Origin of the sequence: Streptomyces sp. R302 (genome assembly GCF_012927245.1) — a bacterium.
Taxonomy (GTDB): domain Bacteria; phylum Actinomycetota; class Actinomycetes; order Streptomycetales; family Streptomycetaceae; genus Streptomyces.
Genome location: NZ_JABBGE010000016.1, coordinates 18,961 through 35,447, shown reverse-complemented (window position 1 = coordinate 35,447; position 16,487 = coordinate 18,961). Strand labels below are relative to the sequence as shown.

Below are 16,487 nucleotides of genomic sequence, written 5' to 3'. Positions count from 1 at the left end.
CGTCGGGGGATCTGTCGTGGAGTCGTGGATCTTGGGCTGACGTCAAGTGAAGCGAAGATGTATCAGCGGTGGTCTGCCGTCGTCAACGATGACTCAAACCCCGTGTGGACTGCGGGAATACAAGGAGGCTCCGTACCGGTGAACCGGTACGGAGCCTCATTGGTCTACTCCTGTGACGCCCTACTGCTGAGGGGCTGGCGGCGCCTGCGGGGGCGCCTGCGGCGGGGCCTGCGGAGGCAGCGGCTGACCGAACGGCTGCCCCGGATCGGGCTGCTGCCCGTACGGCTGCGGAGGCTGCCCGGGCTGCCCCGGCTGGCCGGAAGTCGCCGCCGGCGGGTAGGGCTGCTGCCCGTACGGCTGTCCGGGATACCCGGCCTGACCCGGCATTCCGGGCTGCCCCGGCTGCCCCGGCTGCCCCGGCTGATCCGGCTGGGGGTACGGCTGCGGCTGGCCCTGCGGCGGGTACGGCTGACCGGGCGCGGGCTGACCGGGGGCGTACTGCCCCGGCGCCGGCTGTCCCGGGTACGGCTGACCGGGGGCGGGCGGAGCGCCGTACGGCTGACCCGGGGCGGGCTGACCCGGCATCGGCTGACCGGGCGTCGGCTGACCGGCGTACGGCTGGCCCGGCACCGGCGGAGCGCCGTACGGCTGACCGGGCATCGGCTGTCCGGGCGCGGGCTGCCCGGGCACGGGCTGTCCGGGCACGGGCTGACCGGGGGCGTACTGCCCCGGCATCGGCGGCGCCATGTGCGGCGGCATGCCGCCCTGGGGGTCGCCGGTCCACAGGCCCTGCGCCTGCTGCGCCCGCGCGAAGTCCTCGGCCACCATCGCCGAGAGGTCGAAGTACGCCTCCCGGGTCTTGGGCCGCATCATGTCGAGGTCCACCTCGGCACCGGCCGCCAGGTGCTCGTCGAAGGGCACCACGATCACGCCCCGGCAGCGGGTGCGGAAGTGCTGCACGATGTCCTCGACCTTGATCATCTTGCCGGTCTCGCGGACCCCCGAGATGACCGTGATCGAGCGCTGCACCAGATCCGCGTAGCCGTGCGCCGACAGCCAGTCCAGCGTCGTCGAGGCGCTGGAGGCGCCGTCCACGGACGGCGTCGAGATGATGATCAGCTGGTCGGCCAGGTCGAGCACCCCGCGCATGGCGCTGTACAGCAGACCCGTGCCGGAGTCGGTGAGGATCACCGGGTACTGCTTGCCGAGGACGTCGATCGCCCGCCGGTAGTCCTCGTCGTTGAAGGTCGTCGAGACGGCCGGGTCCACGTCGTTGGCGATGATCTCCAGGCCGGACGGGGCCTGCGAGGTGAACCGGCGGATGTCCATGTACGAGTTGAGGTACGGGATCGCCTGCACCAGGTCGCGGATGGTCGCCCCGGTCTCGCGCCGCACCCGGCGGCCGAGCGTGCCGGCGTCCGGGTTGGCGTCGATCGCCAGGATCTTGTCCTGCCGCTCGGTGGCCAGGGTCGCGCCGAGCGCGGTCGTCGTCGTGGTCTTGCCGACACCGCCCTTGAGCGAGATGACCGCGATCCGGTAGCAGGAGAGGACGGGGGTGCGGATCAGGTCCAGCTTCCGCTGCCGCTCCTGCTCCTCCTTCTTGCCGCCCAGCTTGAAGCGGGAGGCCGCGCCCGGGTTCCGGCTCGACTTCGGCTTCTGCTTGTTGTTGCGCAGGAGGCGGTCGGAGGAGAGCTCGACGGCGGCCGTGTACCCGAGCGGGGCGCCCGGCACGGACCGCTCGCGCTGGTCGTGGGTGACCGACTGCGGCCAGGCCGCCCCGGTCCGCGGGTCGACGCCACCCGGCGGGTACCCGTACCCCTCCGGCGCCTGCGGCTGCGGTGCCTGCTCGCCGGGTGCCTGCGGGTAGCCGTATCCGCCCGGGGCGGGGGCCTGCGGCGGCAGTCCCTGCCCGGCGGGCGCCGGCGCGGACGGCTGGGGCTGAGGCTGCGGCTGCTGGCCGGGGTGCGGGTAGCCGTAACCGCCCTGCGCGGCGGCCGGTGGCTGCGGATAGCCGTACCCGGCGGGCGCGGGCGCGGGTGCCTGCGGCTGGGCCTGCGGTTGGGCCTGCGGCGGGAGGGCGGCGCCCTGGGGGTACCCGTACCCGCCCTGCGGCGGTACGGCTCCGGGCGCGTCGGCCACCGGCTGCCCGGGCCACTGCGCCGCGGGCGCAGGGGCCTGCGGGGCCGGCTGGGACGGCTGGGCCTGCGGTGCTTCGGGGGAGGCGGGCGGGAAGTCCGGCGGCAGCGGCGGCAGGGCGCCGCCCGCGTCGGCCGGGACGACGGGGGCGGCCGGGGCCACCGCCGCGTCGGCCGGGGCGTCCTCGGCGGGCAGCGGCACGGCGGCGGGGACGGCGTCGGCGGGCGCGGCAGCGGAGCCGTCCGCCGCCGAGTCGGCCTCCGCGGCGGCCTCGGTGTCGTCGCCCCCGGTCGCGTCGTGAACCTCGGCGGGAGCCGCCTCGGCCTCGGCATCGCCGTCGCCGTCGACGTCGGCATCGCCATCGGCGACGGCGTCGACTTCGGCAGCGACCTCCGTACCGGCGTCCGCCTCGGTCTCCGCGGCGGGGGCCTCGGGCGCCGGCTCCGCGGCCGTACGAGGATCCTCCGCCTCGGCGGCGGGCTCCTCCGCGGCCGGTGCCGGCGGGACGTCCGCGCGGGCCAGGCCCGCGGCCTCCGGGGAGCCCGGAAGGGGACCGGCCGCCGGGTCGGCCGCCGGGTCGGGCGTCGGCTGCGCGGCGACGTCCTGCCGCAGCGCGGCCGGGTTGAAGCGCATGGTGGAGCCGCTCTCCAGATCGCCGCCGCCGAAGGGCGCCGCCGGGGCCGGCTGCGCGGGCGCGGACGCCGGGTACGCGGGCGGCGTGCCGGGAGCGGCGGTCTCGGAGCCGTACGCGCCGTAGGGTCCGGGCGCGGGCGCCTGGCCCGGAATCTGGCCCGGGATCTGGCCCGCAGTCTGGCTCGGGACCTGGCCCTGCGCGGGCACGGCCGGGTAGGCGCCCGGGGCGCCGGCCTCGGAGCCGTACCCTCCGTGGGGTCCGGGCGCGGGGGCCGCCGGGTAGCCGGGCGGCGTGCCGGGGGCGCCGGCCTCGGAGCCGTACGCCCCGTAGGGTCCCGGCGGCGGGGACTGCGGCGGGGTCTGCTGCGGCGGCTGCGTCCAGCCGGGCTGGAGGCCGGCCGGGGGCGTCCCGGGCACCGGGAGCGGCGCGCCCGTCGGCGGCGGGGGAGTGGCACCGACGCTTCCCGAACCGCCCGGCGCGTTCTGCGTGTACCAGGCCGGCGGGGTGTAGTCGATGGTGAACTCACCCGTCATCTCGGCGGGATCCGCGTCGGACTCGTCGGCGGGCACGTTCCAGTCCCCGCGGATCTCGTCACGATCGCCGTTCACTTTGCCTCCTGGTGTGGTCGAGCACCCTTGTGCCGTCGTGCGTCGGGGCCACCGTTCGCTGCCGGTCGGGCGGCTCTCCCCCTCGGACCCGGCGACCGTTCCGAGGGATACTCCGCCGCGCCCCCACCCACCCTAAACGCCCCCGCCGTCAGGGCGGCAGGCCCGTCCTCCCCCTTCGGGTCCCGGCTCCGCCCGGGAGCGCGGCCAGGGTGACGCCGGTGCGGCGGAGCGTGAGGAGGCGCCGGGGGCGAAACCGTACAAGTCGCGGCAACAAGGGTGATTGCGTACCGCTTTGCCGGCCGTTCGCCGACGCCTTTCCCTTGCCCGAACGGGTGATACGACGAACCGGCGGCCGCGTACCCGTTTCCGGGCACCCGACCGCCGGTCCGATGCGGCCCCCGCCACCGGAGGGCGGGGCCGCGGGCTCACTTCAGGTCGAACTCGCCGTCCCGCGCGCCCAGCACGAAGGCCGTCCACTCCGCCTCCGTGTACCGCAGCACGGTGCCGTGGTCCAGCGAGGAACGCATGGCGACGGCGCCGTCGGGCAGATGGGCGATCTCGACGCGCTCCTCGTCCGGGCTCGTGCCGGGGGCGCCGATCCACTCGACGTCCGAGATGTCGAGGGCGTACAACTCGTCCTTCTCCTGCGCGCTCCCCATGGGGGTTCCTTTCGTTCACGGCCTGTCGGCGGACCATGTGTCCCGTGGCGCGGGGGAGTGGGGACCCGCCCCGTGCCACCAGGGGAAATACTAGGGAAAGCGGCCCCCGCGCGGGGCCGCTTCGGCCAAGCGCTCCCCGAACCGCCGTCCTTGCTCAGTCCATCCGCCGGGCCGTGCCGAGCAGGCCCGACTCCGCTTCCGTGGCGTTGGTGATGACCCAGTGCCGCTCACCGCCCGCGCACCACAGCGTCACGCCGTCCGCGAGCGTCGGCAGCGCCTCGACCTCGGTCCGCGTCAGGCCCAGGATGCGCCCGGTCTGCTGCGCCTCCTGCGGCGAGACGCGCTGGATGCCGACGAGCGTGGCTGCGCGCATCAGCCGCGGGGCGACCGGGCTGAGGTACGGAAGGAGCGTCAGCACCGACTGCCAGGGCGAGGAGACGACCCGGCCGCGCGGCGGCCGCATGCCGCAGTCCCGCACCACCACGGCCGGACTGCCGACGGTCGCGCCCAGCGGCGGCACCCGGCCCACGTCATGCAGGGTGATGCACTCCAGACCCGCGCCCGCCGCCTGCGCCAGACCCACCCACGCGTGCGGGCGGCCGGTCTCCACGACCACCCGGGAGCCGGTGGCGGCGGCGCGCAGCGCGAGGACCTGCGCCGTCCACAGGCCGCCGATGAGCAGGACGTCGTACGGCGTCGAGCGGTGGAAGCCCACCAACTGCGAGCGGCCCTCCGAGTCCTCGCCGATCACCACGCCGTCGTCGCCCACCGGCAGGGAGAGCGCGCCGAGTTCGGCCGCCGGGACGGTGTGCCCCGCGTGCCGCGGGCCGATCAGACCGCGCAGCCCCTTCACCGCTCCACCGCGGCCCGTCATCGAGCACCCCCGAGAGGCATCGTCGCCAGCACGCCGGGCAGCTGCTCGCGGTCCAGTCGCAGCAGGCCGACCTTCGCGGTGCGCGCCGCCTGCTCCAGGGTCCGGCGCACCCGGACCAGTTCGTTGTCGGAACCGCCGGTGACCCGGAGGTGGCCGCCGACCTCCATCGTGCCCTGGCGCGTCCCGCGCCGGACGGTGAGGCTGAAGGTCGTCGCGTACGCGGGGACCGAGGTCAGCAGCGAGACCAGGCGCGGCAGCGGCGCGGCGCCCCGGCCCAGCTCGGGCCAGCGGCCGACCGCGTACGTGGTGTGCCAGCGGTCGTCGCACCGCCAGACGCGGGAGGTCTCGGCCGTCCGCCGCTGCGGCGCCGCGTCCGCCCGGCCCGCCCGCGCGGCCGCGTGGGGACTCGTACAGGCGGCGGTCGCGATGGTGGAGTTGACCTCCTCCTGGTCCAGGACGACCGCCTGGAAACCGGCGCCGGTGATCCGGCTCGCCAGGTGGTCGGCGATCCGGACCAGGCAGCGCTGCGCGCCCTCCAGGCCGCCGCCGCGCGCCGCGACCGCCTCCTTGCAGCGCTCGGGGTCCAGCTTCACGGCCACCCAGGTCAGCCGCAGCGCGGGCGCCCCGGTCCGCTCCTGGAGGGGGGTGTACGAGAGGCGGGCCACGGCCTGCTGGGGGAGGTGCGGCGCCGGGGCCGGACGGACCTGCTGCACCAGCTGGACCGACTCGACCACGATGTCGTCGACCTCCAGGGCGTCGCCGAGGAGGGTCAGCGGGAAGGCGCGGGCGCCGAAGACCGGCCGCAGCGCCGAACCGCTCGCCTCGACGCGCAGCACGGCCGTCAGGAACGAGCCGTCGCCCAGCATGCCGACGGTGCGGTGGTTGCGGTCGACGTACGGCCGGGCGCCGAAGCCCCGCACGCTCTCGGTGACGGGGGCGAGCGCCGGGTCCGCGTCGGGCGCCGAGGGCGCGGTGTCGCGCCGGCGCGAACGCAGCGCGAGCGCCGTCCCCATCCAGTCCTGCACCGCCTGGCCGCGGCGGCGGATCACCGCGAGGAGCACGAGGACGCCGGCCACGACGCACGTCGGGACCAGCCAGAGCCCGCCCATCACGAAACCGACGGCCACCAGCGCCAGCGCCGCCTCCACCAGCACGAGCTGACGGAGATGGACGGGGCCGACCCGGCTCGTGCGCGACAGCGGGCGGAGCGTCGTCGTCGCAGGGACGGCCGGCTGCGCGGCCCCCGGTGCCGGAGCGCCGCGCCCCGACTCACCGCGCTCGTTGCTGCGTTGCCGTCGGGAAGATTGAGGCGCTCGGCCGCTGGTCCGCCGCCCGTCGCGCGCACGCGTCGCCGTACCCATCGCCGCGTTGCCCCCTCGTGTCCGTAATAGCCGAATTCCCCTGGGCGTTGACCGGGCGATCACCCTACCTGAGCGGTGAGACACGGGTGCCGCCAGGCATAGTAGGGGGCGGCGGGGCGGCGGCAGGACCCGCCGAGTGTGGCAACCTGGTCGGCCGGCGGGGAGAGGGACGACACAACAGATGGCATCACGACGCGACGAACTGAACGCCTACACCTTCGCGAAGCGGAGATTGGTCGCGCAGTTCGTGCAGCCGAACTCGACGGGCTCCGAGGAGGGCGCGCCGCGCCCGCTGCGCGCGGTGGTGCCGGGCGCCATCGTCGGCGCGGTCGTCCTCGCCGTCTTCGGGGCCTGGGGCATGTTCAAGCCCGTCGCCCCCAAGGACTGGGACAAGCCCGGACAGAACGTGATCATCGCGGACAAGTCGACCACCCGGTACGTGGTCCTCAAGACCGGTGACAAGCTCCAGCTCCACCCGGTCCTCAACATGTCGTCGGCGAAGCTCCTCCTCGACCCCGACAAGGACAAGATCATCACGGTCGCCGAGTCCGTGCTCGACAGCGGCCGGATCCCGCACGGCGCCACCCTCGGCATCCCGTACGCCCCCGACCGCCTCCCCGACCCGAAGGAGGCCGGCGCCGCCAAGCGCTGGGCCGTCTGCGAACGCCCCGGCGAGGGCGGCCGCGCCATCCAGAAGGCCGCCTTCGTCCTCGCCGCCCGCGAGGAGGCCAGGACCGACGGCGAGGAACGCCTCACCGGCGGAGAGCTGCTCTACGTCGAGGGCCAGGACCGCACCCGCTACGTCGTCGACGCCAAGGGGACCGCGTACCCCGTCGAGAAGGACGAACTGCTGCTCCGCCAGCTCGTCGGCCAGGGCCGCGTCGCCCAGCGCGTCTCGGACGCCTGGCTGAACACCCTGCACAAGGGCGACGCCATCACCTTCCCGAAGGTCCCCGGGGAGCCGGGCGCCGCCGCCGAGGTCAGCGGCCTGTCGCCCGAGCTCGCCAAGGTCGGCACGGTGCTCACCGCGACCGACGGCACCAGCCGGAAGATGTACGTCGTCCTCCAGGACCGGGTCGCGCCCATCAGCGACTTCACCGCCAAACTGCTGCTCAACAGCCGCCAGCTGGTGGAGCTCGGCCAGGCCGGCCAGGCCACCAAGGTCAGCGGCGGCGCCTTCCAGCCGGGCGACGCCTTCGGCAAGGACAAGAAGTGGCCGGAGGCCGTACCCGTCCCCGTCAACGAGGCGGGCACCGGCGAGGGCAGCCGCAACACCGTCTGCAACGTGCTCCGCGAGGTCGACGCCGACAACGGCCGCACCACCCTGAGCACCTGGGCGGGCGAGGACTTCCCCGCCACCCTGCCGACCGGCTCCAGCAGCGCCTACGTCACCCCCGGCTCCGGCCAGCTCTTCCGCCAGTTCAAGGGCTCCACGACCTCGACCGGCTTCCTCTTCCTCGTCACCGACACCGGCCTGCGGTACGCCATGCAGTCCAACGGCGACACCGCCACCGACGACTCCGGCATCGGCTCCTCCGGCTCCGACGAGGAGAAGCAGGCCCGCCTGGCCGAGGCCCAGCAGGCCCAGAACCGCCTCGGCTACAAGAACATCGAGCCGCTGCCCGTACCCGCCGAGTGGTCCACCTTCCTCCCCACCGGCCCCCGCCTCTCCACCGGCGGCGCGCGCCAGCCGCAGGGCTCATGAGCACCGACCCGCGCCGCCCCCGGCGCCACCCGCTGGTACGTCTGTGGTCCGTCGGGGCCGCGACGGCGCTCTGCGCCCTCGGCCTCCCGCTCTCCACCGCCTCCACGGCGGCGGCGGACGACGGCGGCCAGTGCACCTTCCCGAACAAGAAGTACGAGGGCCGGCCCTGGTCCCTCCAGCGCGTCCAACTCGACGAACTCTGGGCGCAGTCCACCGGCAAGGGCGTCCGCGTCGCCGTCATCGACACCGGCGTCGACGTCCGCAACCCCCAGCTGGCCAAGGCCGTCGACGCCAAGAGCGGGATCAACCTGATCCCCAAGGACGCCAAGGACGCCAACGGCTACAAGCTGAAGCGCGGCAAGGAGAACGGCACCACCGACACCGTCGGCCACGGCACCAAGGTCGCCGGCATCATCGCCGCCCGCCCCGCCAAGGGCACCGGCTTCGTCGGCCTGGCCCCCGACGCCACGATCATCCCCATCCAGCAGAACGACGCCGACGGCCACGGCACCACGACGACCCTGGCCGCCGCGATCCGCCACGCCATCGCCAAGGGCGCGAACGTGATCAACATCTCCCAGGACACGGCGGACGCGGTCAAGCCCACCCCCCTCCTGGAACAAGCGGTGAAGGCGGCCCTGGACAAGGAGATCGTCGTCGTCGCCTCCGCCGGCAACGACGGCCTCGGCGGCAACGTCAAGGCCACCTACCCCGCCTCCTACGAAGGCGTCCTGGCCGTCGCCGCCTCCGACCGCAACAACGAACGCGCCCCGTTCTCCCAGTCCGGCGACTTCGTCGGCGTCGCCGCCCCCGGCGTCGACATGGTCTCCACGGTCCCCGGCGGCGGCCACTGCGCCGACAACGGCACCAGCTTCTCCGCCCCGTACGTCGCCGGCCTCGCCGCCCTGATCAAGTCCAAGCACGCGAAGTGGACCCAGGAGCAGATCGTCGCCCAGATCCAGCAGACCGCCGAACGCTCGGTCGCCGGCCACGACCGCCTCGTCGGCTGGGGCGTCGTCGACCCGGTCAGGGCCCTCACCGAGGACGACAAGCCCATCGAGAAGCCCGTCGCCCGCGAAGGCGTCACCCGCGCCGAGGCCCCCACCCCCGCCGCCGTCCACCTCGGCGAGACCCCGGACCAGCGCGCCGCCCGCCTGGCCACCTACATCGTCACCGGCGGAGCCGTCCTCGTCGCGGCCATCACCGGCTCCGCCGTGGCCCTCCGGGACCACCGCCGCAGACGCGGCACCACGGCGACAGCCCGGTGATCATTGCAGACGCACACGCCTGATAGCGTCCGATGAGCAGTGCGGTTGTAGAAGTCTCGTGACGAACAAGAGACTTGGGGCCGTCAGTCGCACTCACTAGAGTGGTACGCGCGCGAACGGGGATGGCGAGTCTCCACGATCGCAATGCAGGACAGCAGGAGCAAACGGGGAGGATTGGCTCGTGTTTCACGTGACGGGTGACGGGGGTGGTGACCGTGGGTAACCTTGAGCTCGGTGTCGGGGAGTTGAAGAAGTTCCGCGACAAGGTCAACGGAGTCATCAAGGACCTGGAGGGCGGCGCCGGCGGCGCCGCGCAGCTGGGCCAGAACCGCGTGACGCGCGGTTCGTTCGGCACCGGGATCGCCTTCGCCGAAGCCGACGGTTTCTTCACCGCGTACGAGCACGTCCACTCCTCGCTCGTCGCCCTGTCGAAGTCGCTCAGCGGTCAGATCGAGCTGCTCCAGATCGGCGTGCACGCCGCCGACGTCGGCTACAGCAACGTCGAAGAGGACCAGCGCAGGCGCTTCTACGAGATCCGCGCCCGCCTCAGTGAGGAGCGCGCCGAGGCCATCCAGCGCGAGGAGCAGGCGCGGAGCAAGCAGCCCGCGCAGCCCGCGAAGGAGAGCCAGGACTCCGGCAACGTCGCGAAGGACATGAGGTGACGACCGATGAGTGACGAGAAGAATCCGAACCCGAGCACGCCCCCGCAGCCGGAGCTGACGCCCCAGGAGCAGCAGCAGGCGAAGGACACGGCCCAGATCGAGGCCAAGCACCAGACCACCGACTTCCTGGAGAAGCTCGACGACGTCCGCTTCCCCTTCCCCTTCGGCGGCGACTTCCGCCTCAGGCCCAAGGGCAGCGTCTACGGCTCGACGTCCTTCGAGGGTGCCCGCCTCAACGACATGCTCGACCTCCTCGACAGCGCCAACCCCTCCGCACTGGAGCAGGCGGGCGAGGCCCTGGAGAACGCCACGAAGTCCCTCAACGCCGCCGCCAAGGAGCTCACCAGCTTCGTCGGCAGCGTCGAGTGGAAGGGCGAGGCCGCCGTCGAGTTCCAGCGCTACGGCTCCGAGGTCGCCGCCTACGCCTGGGACATCGGCAAGGTCGCCAACGCGGCCGGCTCCCAGATGAAGGTCGCCAGCACCGGCCTCACGTCTGTCCGCAACGCGAAGCCGCCGCGCGACAACCGCCTCGTCCAGAAGAAGCCCACGGACTTCACCGAGGTCGAGAAGACCGAGAAGAACGAGGACTACCAGAAGGCCCTCCAGGTCGAGAAGGACCGCCAGGAGGCCATCAACCAGATGAACCGCCTCGCGTCGTTCTACGCGGTGTCGCAGAGCACGCTGGCGGGCCAGGAAATGCCGAAGCCGCCGGAGGCGTACAAGGCGGCGGTGCCGCTGCCGTCAGGGCGGGACAACAGGCTTGGCGCGTCGGGTCCGTCCTCTTCTGCGTCTCGTGACGGACTGTCGAAGGAGTCCTCCGGACACATCAGTACCGTCGAGGACCGCATTACCCAGACGATGCCCCGCACCGGCGACCAGCTCGACGGCTCCGACCCGATCCGCGAGAAGCCCTCGGACGACACGAGGGTCCAGATCGACACGGTCAAGACGCCGCCGGCGCCCACCCTCCCGAACACGCCTCCCACTCCGACCGCGCCCACGAACCCCCCGCCCCCGACCGGCCCCGGGATGCCTCCGCCGCTCACGCTCGGCACCCCGCCGCGCACCGGTGGACCCAAGATCACCGGGAACCCGGGGATGCCGCGTACGGCAACGGGCAGGACCGGCTTCGGCCGTCCGGTCGGCCCGACGACCGCGCCGACCGTCGGCCGCGCGGGCGGACCGAAGGGCCCGCTGGGTCCGCAGGCGTTCGGTCGTTCGGGCAGCCCCACGAGCCCCCCGATCGCGGGCCGTCCCGGCAACCCGACGAACTCGCCCATGGCGGGCCGGCCGGGCAGCCCGACGAACTCCCCGACGACGGGCCGTGCCAACAGCCCCATGGGGCGCGCGGGCGGACCGCAGGCCACTTCCTCGTCCACGCAGGCGGGCCGGGCCACGCCGCAGACGGGCCGCCCCGGACAGCCCGCCACGGGCCGTACGGCCGGCGGCAAGGCGAACCCGATCACGGGCGGCACCCCGCAGCGTCCCACCGGCGGGAACACCGGCTCGCGGATCCCGAGGGGCACGGTCGTCGGCAGCGAGGGCCCGGCCGCGGGCCGTACGGCGGCGGCACGCCCCAGCCAGGCCGGCGTGGTCGGCGCCAACAACGCCAAGGCAGCACCGCGTCCCGCCGGACGAGGCACCCCCAGCTCCAACGGAGTGGTCGGGACGCCCCGTGGCATGGGCGGCCGTGGCAACCAGCGCCCGGACCGCGACGAACAGGACCGCGACGGCTCTTCGCGCCCCGACTACCTGACGGAAGACGAAGAGACCTGGACGAACCGTCGGCGCGGCGCCGTACCGCCGGTGATCGACTAACCACTCGGAAGGCTCGGAAGTCAGGATGACGGCACGAATGATCGAGAGCGGCGGCAGGCTCCGGCGGGCGCTCCTCGGCACCACGGCGATCGCCGTGCTGACGACGTCGCTCGTCGGGCTCGCCCCGACGGCGGTCGCCGCCGACGCGCGGTCGCAGCAGTGGTACCTGGACGCCATGGGCGCCGAGGACATCTGGAGGAAGTCGACCGGACGAGGCATCACGGTTGCCGTCATCGACTCCGGCGTCGATCCGGACACCCCGTCTCTCAAGGGCAAGGTGTTGAAGGGCTGGGACGCATCCGAGTCGAACGGCGATGAGACCAACGACTACAGGGGCCACGGCACATCCATCGCCGAGCTCATCGTTGGCTCAGGCGCGCAGGGCGGAATCAGGGGACTGGCACCGGACGCCAGGGTGATCCCCTATCGGGTGAGTGACACCGAGCTGCAGAACGAGCAAGCCGTCAATGCTTTCGACTTCTCCGAGGCGATCAAGGCCGCAGCGGACAGCGATGCACAGATCATCAACATTTCTTGGGGAAGCGAGTACTACCACGAGGAAAGCCGGGAAGCGCTCCAGTACGCCCATGCGAAGGGGAAGCTCATCTTTGCGGCCTCTGGCAACGACGCGAAGAAGGGCAACAAGAAGCATTATCCGGCCGCCTATCCGGAGGTAGTCGCTGTTGCGGCAACCACTCGAAGCGGCGTCGTGGCTGACTACTCACAACACGGCGACTACATTGACCTCGCTGCGCCGGGCAGTCAGATTCCCGGGTACTGCGACAAGAGCCTCACGAAGTACTGTCTGAGTGACGGCACCAGCAACTCCACCGCGCTCGCCTCCGCCTCCGCCGCCCTGATCTGGTCCCTGCATCCCGACTGGACCGGAAGCCAGGTCCTCCGTGTCATGTTCGAGTCCGCGGGCCGCGGTGACGACTGGAAGCCGGGCACGGTCAGTACCAAGGCCGGCCACGGCGTCGTCCGCCCCAATGCCCACATCAACCGCGGCATCGGCAAGCCGGGCGACCCGAACATCAGCCCCTTGACCAACATGCCCACGGGCGTTGCCGCCGACGGCGGGAAGCCCCCTTCGACCACCGCGTCCGCCGGCGTGCCGTCCGGTTCCGCCGCCCCCTCCGCAACAGCTTCGACACAAGCCCCCGACGGCAAGCAGACGTCCGGCGCACCTGTGGCAGGCTCCAACGGGAGCGCGGCCGAGGACGCGGACGGCGGCGGCAGCACCGGCCTCGTCATCGGCATCGCCGCAGCGGCCGTGGTCGTCGTAGCGGCCGCAGGCGTGGTCATCGCACGCCGACGACGCGCGACCGCCTGACAGCGACACCCCACACAAACCTCCCTGCGTCCGCGCGAGTTTGCGAACGCAGCTTCAACAGAGAACCCGAGAAAGGGAGAGCGACACATGTCAGTCTTGAAGGTTGGCGATCAGAGTCTCAAGGATTTCCAGGACGAGCTCACCCGCAAGTTCGATGACGTGAAGGGCCAGCTGTCGGCCCTCCAGGGCGTCATCGACAGCCTCGAAGGCCGCTGGAAGGGCATCGGCGCCGGCGCGTTCGACGCCAAGCAGACCGAGATCAACCAGGGCATGGTGCGCATCGCCAAGCTGATGCTGAACTTCCAGGAGGCCATCCAGGTCACCCGGACGACGTCCAGCAACACGGACGACGAGGTCGAGGCGGCCCTGCGCGGCGTCGACGTGACCGCGGGCTTCTCCGGCGACGCGGGCGCCGAGAAGGCCGCCCGTTCGGGCATCGCCGGCCTCTGACCTCCGGGTCGGAGCCACGCACCCACCCCACCTGAACGACACCACCGAAAAACGGAGGGAACATGGCCGGCAACGACGGCATCATGCTCGTCACGTACGCCTCGCTCGACGACGCGGCGAACCAGATCGACGCGCAGGCGAAGCGCCTGGACGAGGCCCTGGAGGCCATCCAGACGAAGATCCGCTCGGTCTCCAACACCTGGGAGGGCGAGGCGAAGGCCGCCGCCGACGGCGCCCACGCCAAGTGGGACCAGGAGACGCGCGCGATCCACCAGGCCCTGCAGGGCATCTCCAAGGCCGTCCGCCAGGCCGCCCCGGCCTACCAGGCGGGCGACAAGCGCGCCGCCGGCTTCTTCTAAGCCGAAGCCGTACGAAGGCAACACAAGGTGGGCGTGCACGGGAGGCGCCCACCGTTCCTAAAATCTGAGCGGGAGCAAGTCCTGTTGCCAGGACCTGCGCTCAGCCGGACGACCCGAACGGTGTTGGGTGCTGTCCTGGTCGACCGCTTTCCTGCCGTGTCCGGCGCCGTCGGATCGTGTCCGTGGTCCGGGGATAAGGGGGCGGTGTCCCTCACGTCCCCGGGCTTCGGGTCGGGCCTGGGCGGTCCGATGCCCGCGACGATCGCTCTGGTCGTCGCGGGGCGGTGCCGCCCTCCCCCAGCCTTCGGCCGGGAGGTGCCCCCAGCCTGATCCGGTGCCCGAGGGCGCGCCTGCCGATCGCCACCGAGGCGGCAGCGTGTCGGGAAGTCTGTCGTTTACTGCTGGTGAGCGGTTCTTGCCAGTGTTCGGCGCCCCATTTAGAGGTGTAGGCAGGGTCGACGGCGATGACGCCGATATCCGCCTCCGCGCACATGCTGACCAAACGGGCTCGGAGTTTGCCGGTGGGGATACCGGAGATCAGCTGCCGGAACCGCCTGCGACGACCGTGTTTCTCGCGGGTGGTGGAGCTGGTGAAGTCGAGCAGAAGGCCGGTGAGGGCGTGTCGGAGCTGGGCGTCACGATGGGGTGCGGTGCCGGTCAGCTGGTAGTCGAACCGGCGCGGTGCACCGACCGGCTTGCCGGACTCGCCGTCTGCGGTCAGGAACCAGCGGGTTGTCTCCCACTCCCGCCGCCATTGCTCGGCCGTCCTGCTGACGGCGGCAAGGTGGTGGCGCTGCCGGAGCAGCCGTCTGCCACCCCGCACGACGGACACCTGGCCGGCTTCCCGTTCGGCCTTGACCCGCTCGAACCTGCCCTCCAGGACCGTCAGGCGTCGGGACTTCTGGAACCATTCACTCCGGGACCGGTAGCCGCCAGGCTTGCCCCGTGATCCCTTCTCACCCACTGGCAGCGACAGTCGATGCCGGATGGTGCGGATGCCTGCGTCCAGGGACTGCAGGTACCTGTGCTGGGCGCGCCGGGACAGTCCCCACTGGTCGTGCGTGTGTGCCGTTGCGGACCCCGCCCATCGCGAGGACGACACGGCGGTCAGCTTCCGCTTCCGCGCCGCCCACGCCGTGGCTGAGTGTTCCAGACCGTCACGGACACGCCGCGCGAGATCCGTGGACGCCAGGCGTCCCATGTGTGCGCCCACGGTCTTCAGGACCTCCTCGTCCCGGGCGCTCAGTCCCTTGAGCCGGCCCCGGACCGACACACCGTTGGGGCCCGTCGACGACGAACGAGCGCGCGATCTGCCGTAACCCCTTCTCCTCCGTCACGCCCCATCACCCCCGTCCATCCCGGTGTGCACCGACGGGGCGAACTTGGTCGACAGCACCGACAGCCCACACAGAATTGTGCGAAAGAGATGCACTCATGCACGTACATGTGCGTTCCTTCCTGCTTCGGCACGATCAAGTCCCCACTCTGTCGTGTCTTCGGAGGCTTCAGCAGCGGCCCTCCGAGACCCGCACGGTCAGGCTCACGGTGTCGGTGGTTCCCCAGGTCCGAGGCGGCTCGGGGGGAGTGAGGCGCATGCAGAAGGTCTCGGACAGGAAAGCCGCGCTGATCTCGAAGTTGTCCTCCGTGGGACTGGGTGAGATGTCGAGGTCGTATCCGGGCCCCTCGCCAGTTGCCCGGATGGCATCCCTGATCATGCTCTCGTAGCCGAGGTGCACCCTCTGCGGCTGGGCCTCCAGGTCACGGGCGGCTTCGTGAACGGCGTCGCGCAGCTCCGTCTCGCTCCACTGGCTCGTGTCGGAGACGTACAGGTAGAAGCCGACCAGCCCGGCGACCGTCGCGAACATCAGCATCCGCGCCACGGGGTTCCGCGTGTTGTAGACCCAACGACCCCTGCGTACGAACACGGGCTCACCATCGCCCCACGCCATGCTGTTCCCTTCGGAATCCGAATCGCCGCGCCCGGGCGCACGAGTGCCCGGGCGCGGGTATGTGGCTCAACGCTCTTGTGGCGTTCGGCGAAGTCGCCTTCCTGGAGCGACGCCCGTCGAGTCCGACGGAACGCGGGTCACCGGGTGCACTTCAGGTCGTTCTTGATGTCACCGGTGAAGCTCTTGGCGAACCGTTCGAGGTCCTTGCGTCGCTGGGTCACGTCCTTGATGAAGCTGCCGTTGACGGTGACTTCCAGCACGACGTTTTTGTCGGGCGCGGCGCAGCTGCTGGTGATCATTGCGCTCCTGTCTCCGATCGCGCCCTTCTGACCTGGGGGAAGGCCCTCGATCGGACGGGGATTGTCGCGAGTTACATGCTCCTCGGGGCCCATCGGGTCGGGGTACTCGGCCAGCTGCCAGATGGTGACGAAGAGAACGAAACGCTGGTCCACGAAGAGCTTGCAGTCTTTCTCTGATCCCTCCGAACCTTCCGGCTGTTGCTCCGCCAGTTCGCTACCGTCAGGGAGCAGAGGATCCAGCGCGTCCTGCGTCACGGGGACACCGCACAGGGTCTCGGGGACCGCGTACTCGCGCTTCGTACCAGCACATGCCGTCACCGTGAGCCCGAGGGCGACGAGAAGCACGGCAAGGCGCGTGAATCGGCGGGGGCC

Annotated in this window: 13 protein-coding genes and 1 pseudogene; 7 read left to right on the top strand and 7 right to left on the bottom strand. The window is 72.1% G+C overall.

Features of this window, described 5'->3' with window-relative positions; all coding sequences use genetic code 11:
- Nucleotides 1-180 precede the first annotated feature (180 nt).
- The 4 genes from HHL19_RS34795 to eccE all read right to left on the bottom strand — a co-directional run bounded on the left by HHL19_RS34795 (nucleotide 181) and on the right by eccE (nucleotide 6,272).
- Entirely contained in the window at nucleotides 181-3,378 is a 3,198-nt protein-coding gene (locus HHL19_RS34795; RefSeq protein WP_169094402.1) for an SCO5717 family growth-regulating ATPase, read from the bottom strand.
- Nucleotides 3,379-3,803: 425 nt separating this feature from the next.
- Nucleotides 3,804-4,037 carry a DUF397 domain-containing protein gene (locus tag HHL19_RS34790; protein WP_169094401.1) on the bottom strand — a complete coding sequence of 78 codons (234 nt, stop codon included), beginning with the start codon at nucleotides 4,035-4,037 and terminating at the stop codon, nucleotides 3,804-3,806.
- Nucleotides 4,038-4,191: 154 nt separating this feature from the next.
- On the bottom strand, nucleotides 4,192-4,911 hold the full coding sequence (locus tag HHL19_RS34785) for a hypothetical protein (protein ID WP_169094400.1): 720 nt from the start codon (nucleotides 4,909-4,911) through the stop codon (nucleotides 4,192-4,194).
- Entirely contained in the window at nucleotides 4,908-6,272 is a 1,365-nt protein-coding gene (eccE, locus tag HHL19_RS34780; protein WP_169094399.1) for a type VII secretion protein EccE, read from the bottom strand. Before eccE ends, HHL19_RS34785 begins: the two co-directional genes overlap by 4 nt.
- Nucleotides 6,273-6,453: 181 nt before the next feature.
- Between eccE and eccB the strand changes: the two genes are divergently transcribed.
- From eccB to HHL19_RS34745, 7 genes are all read left to right on the top strand, one after another.
- Nucleotides 6,454-7,977, top strand: a complete 1,524-nt coding sequence (gene eccB, locus HHL19_RS34775; RefSeq protein ID WP_169094398.1) for a type VII secretion protein EccB — start codon at nucleotides 6,454-6,456, stop codon at nucleotides 7,975-7,977.
- Nucleotides 7,974-9,245 (top strand): type VII secretion-associated serine protease mycosin, encoded by a 1,272-nt coding sequence (gene mycP / locus HHL19_RS34770; RefSeq protein ID WP_169094397.1) that lies wholly within the window; start codon nucleotides 7,974-7,976, stop codon nucleotides 9,243-9,245. Before eccB ends, mycP begins: the two co-directional genes overlap by 4 nt.
- Nucleotides 9,246-9,460: 215 nt before the next feature.
- Nucleotides 9,461-9,907 carry a hypothetical protein gene (locus HHL19_RS34765; protein ID WP_169094396.1) on the top strand — a complete coding sequence of 149 codons (447 nt, stop codon included), beginning with the start codon at nucleotides 9,461-9,463 and terminating at the stop codon, nucleotides 9,905-9,907.
- Nucleotides 9,908-9,913: 6 nt separating this feature from the next.
- A complete protein-coding gene (locus tag HHL19_RS34760; protein WP_169094395.1) occupies nucleotides 9,914-11,725 on the top strand; it encodes a hypothetical protein in 1,812 nt (603 codons plus the stop codon).
- A 37-nt stretch (nucleotides 11,726-11,762) separates the two neighbouring features.
- Nucleotides 11,763-13,058: a S8 family serine peptidase gene (locus HHL19_RS34755; RefSeq protein WP_240982057.1), complete on the top strand. Its 1,296-nt coding sequence runs from the start codon at nucleotides 11,763-11,765 to the stop codon at nucleotides 13,056-13,058.
- A gap of 87 nt (nucleotides 13,059-13,145) precedes the next feature.
- Nucleotides 13,146-13,508 carry a WXG100 family type VII secretion target gene (locus HHL19_RS34750; protein WP_031014168.1) on the top strand — a complete coding sequence of 121 codons (363 nt, stop codon included), beginning with the start codon at nucleotides 13,146-13,148 and terminating at the stop codon, nucleotides 13,506-13,508.
- A 62-nt stretch (nucleotides 13,509-13,570) separates the two neighbouring features.
- Entirely contained in the window at nucleotides 13,571-13,867 is a 297-nt protein-coding gene (locus tag HHL19_RS34745; RefSeq protein WP_169094393.1) for a WXG100 family type VII secretion target, read from the top strand.
- Nucleotides 13,868-13,980: 113 nt separating this feature from the next.
- Here HHL19_RS34745 and HHL19_RS37945 read toward each other — a convergent pair.
- The 3 genes and pseudogenes from HHL19_RS37945 to HHL19_RS34730 form a co-directional block, all read right to left on the bottom strand.
- Nucleotides 13,981-15,204, bottom strand: a pseudogene (locus HHL19_RS37945) (hypothetical protein); the annotation flags it as partial.
- A gap of 168 nt (nucleotides 15,205-15,372) precedes the next feature.
- Nucleotides 15,373-15,792 carry a hypothetical protein gene (locus HHL19_RS34735; RefSeq protein ID WP_169094379.1) on the bottom strand — a complete coding sequence of 140 codons (420 nt, stop codon included), beginning with the start codon at nucleotides 15,790-15,792 and terminating at the stop codon, nucleotides 15,373-15,375.
- Nucleotides 15,793-15,953: 161 nt separating this feature from the next.
- Nucleotides 15,954-16,370 carry a hypothetical protein gene (locus HHL19_RS34730; protein ID WP_169094392.1) on the bottom strand — a complete coding sequence of 139 codons (417 nt, stop codon included), beginning with the start codon at nucleotides 16,368-16,370 and terminating at the stop codon, nucleotides 15,954-15,956.
- Nucleotides 16,371-16,487: the final 117 nt, after the last annotated feature.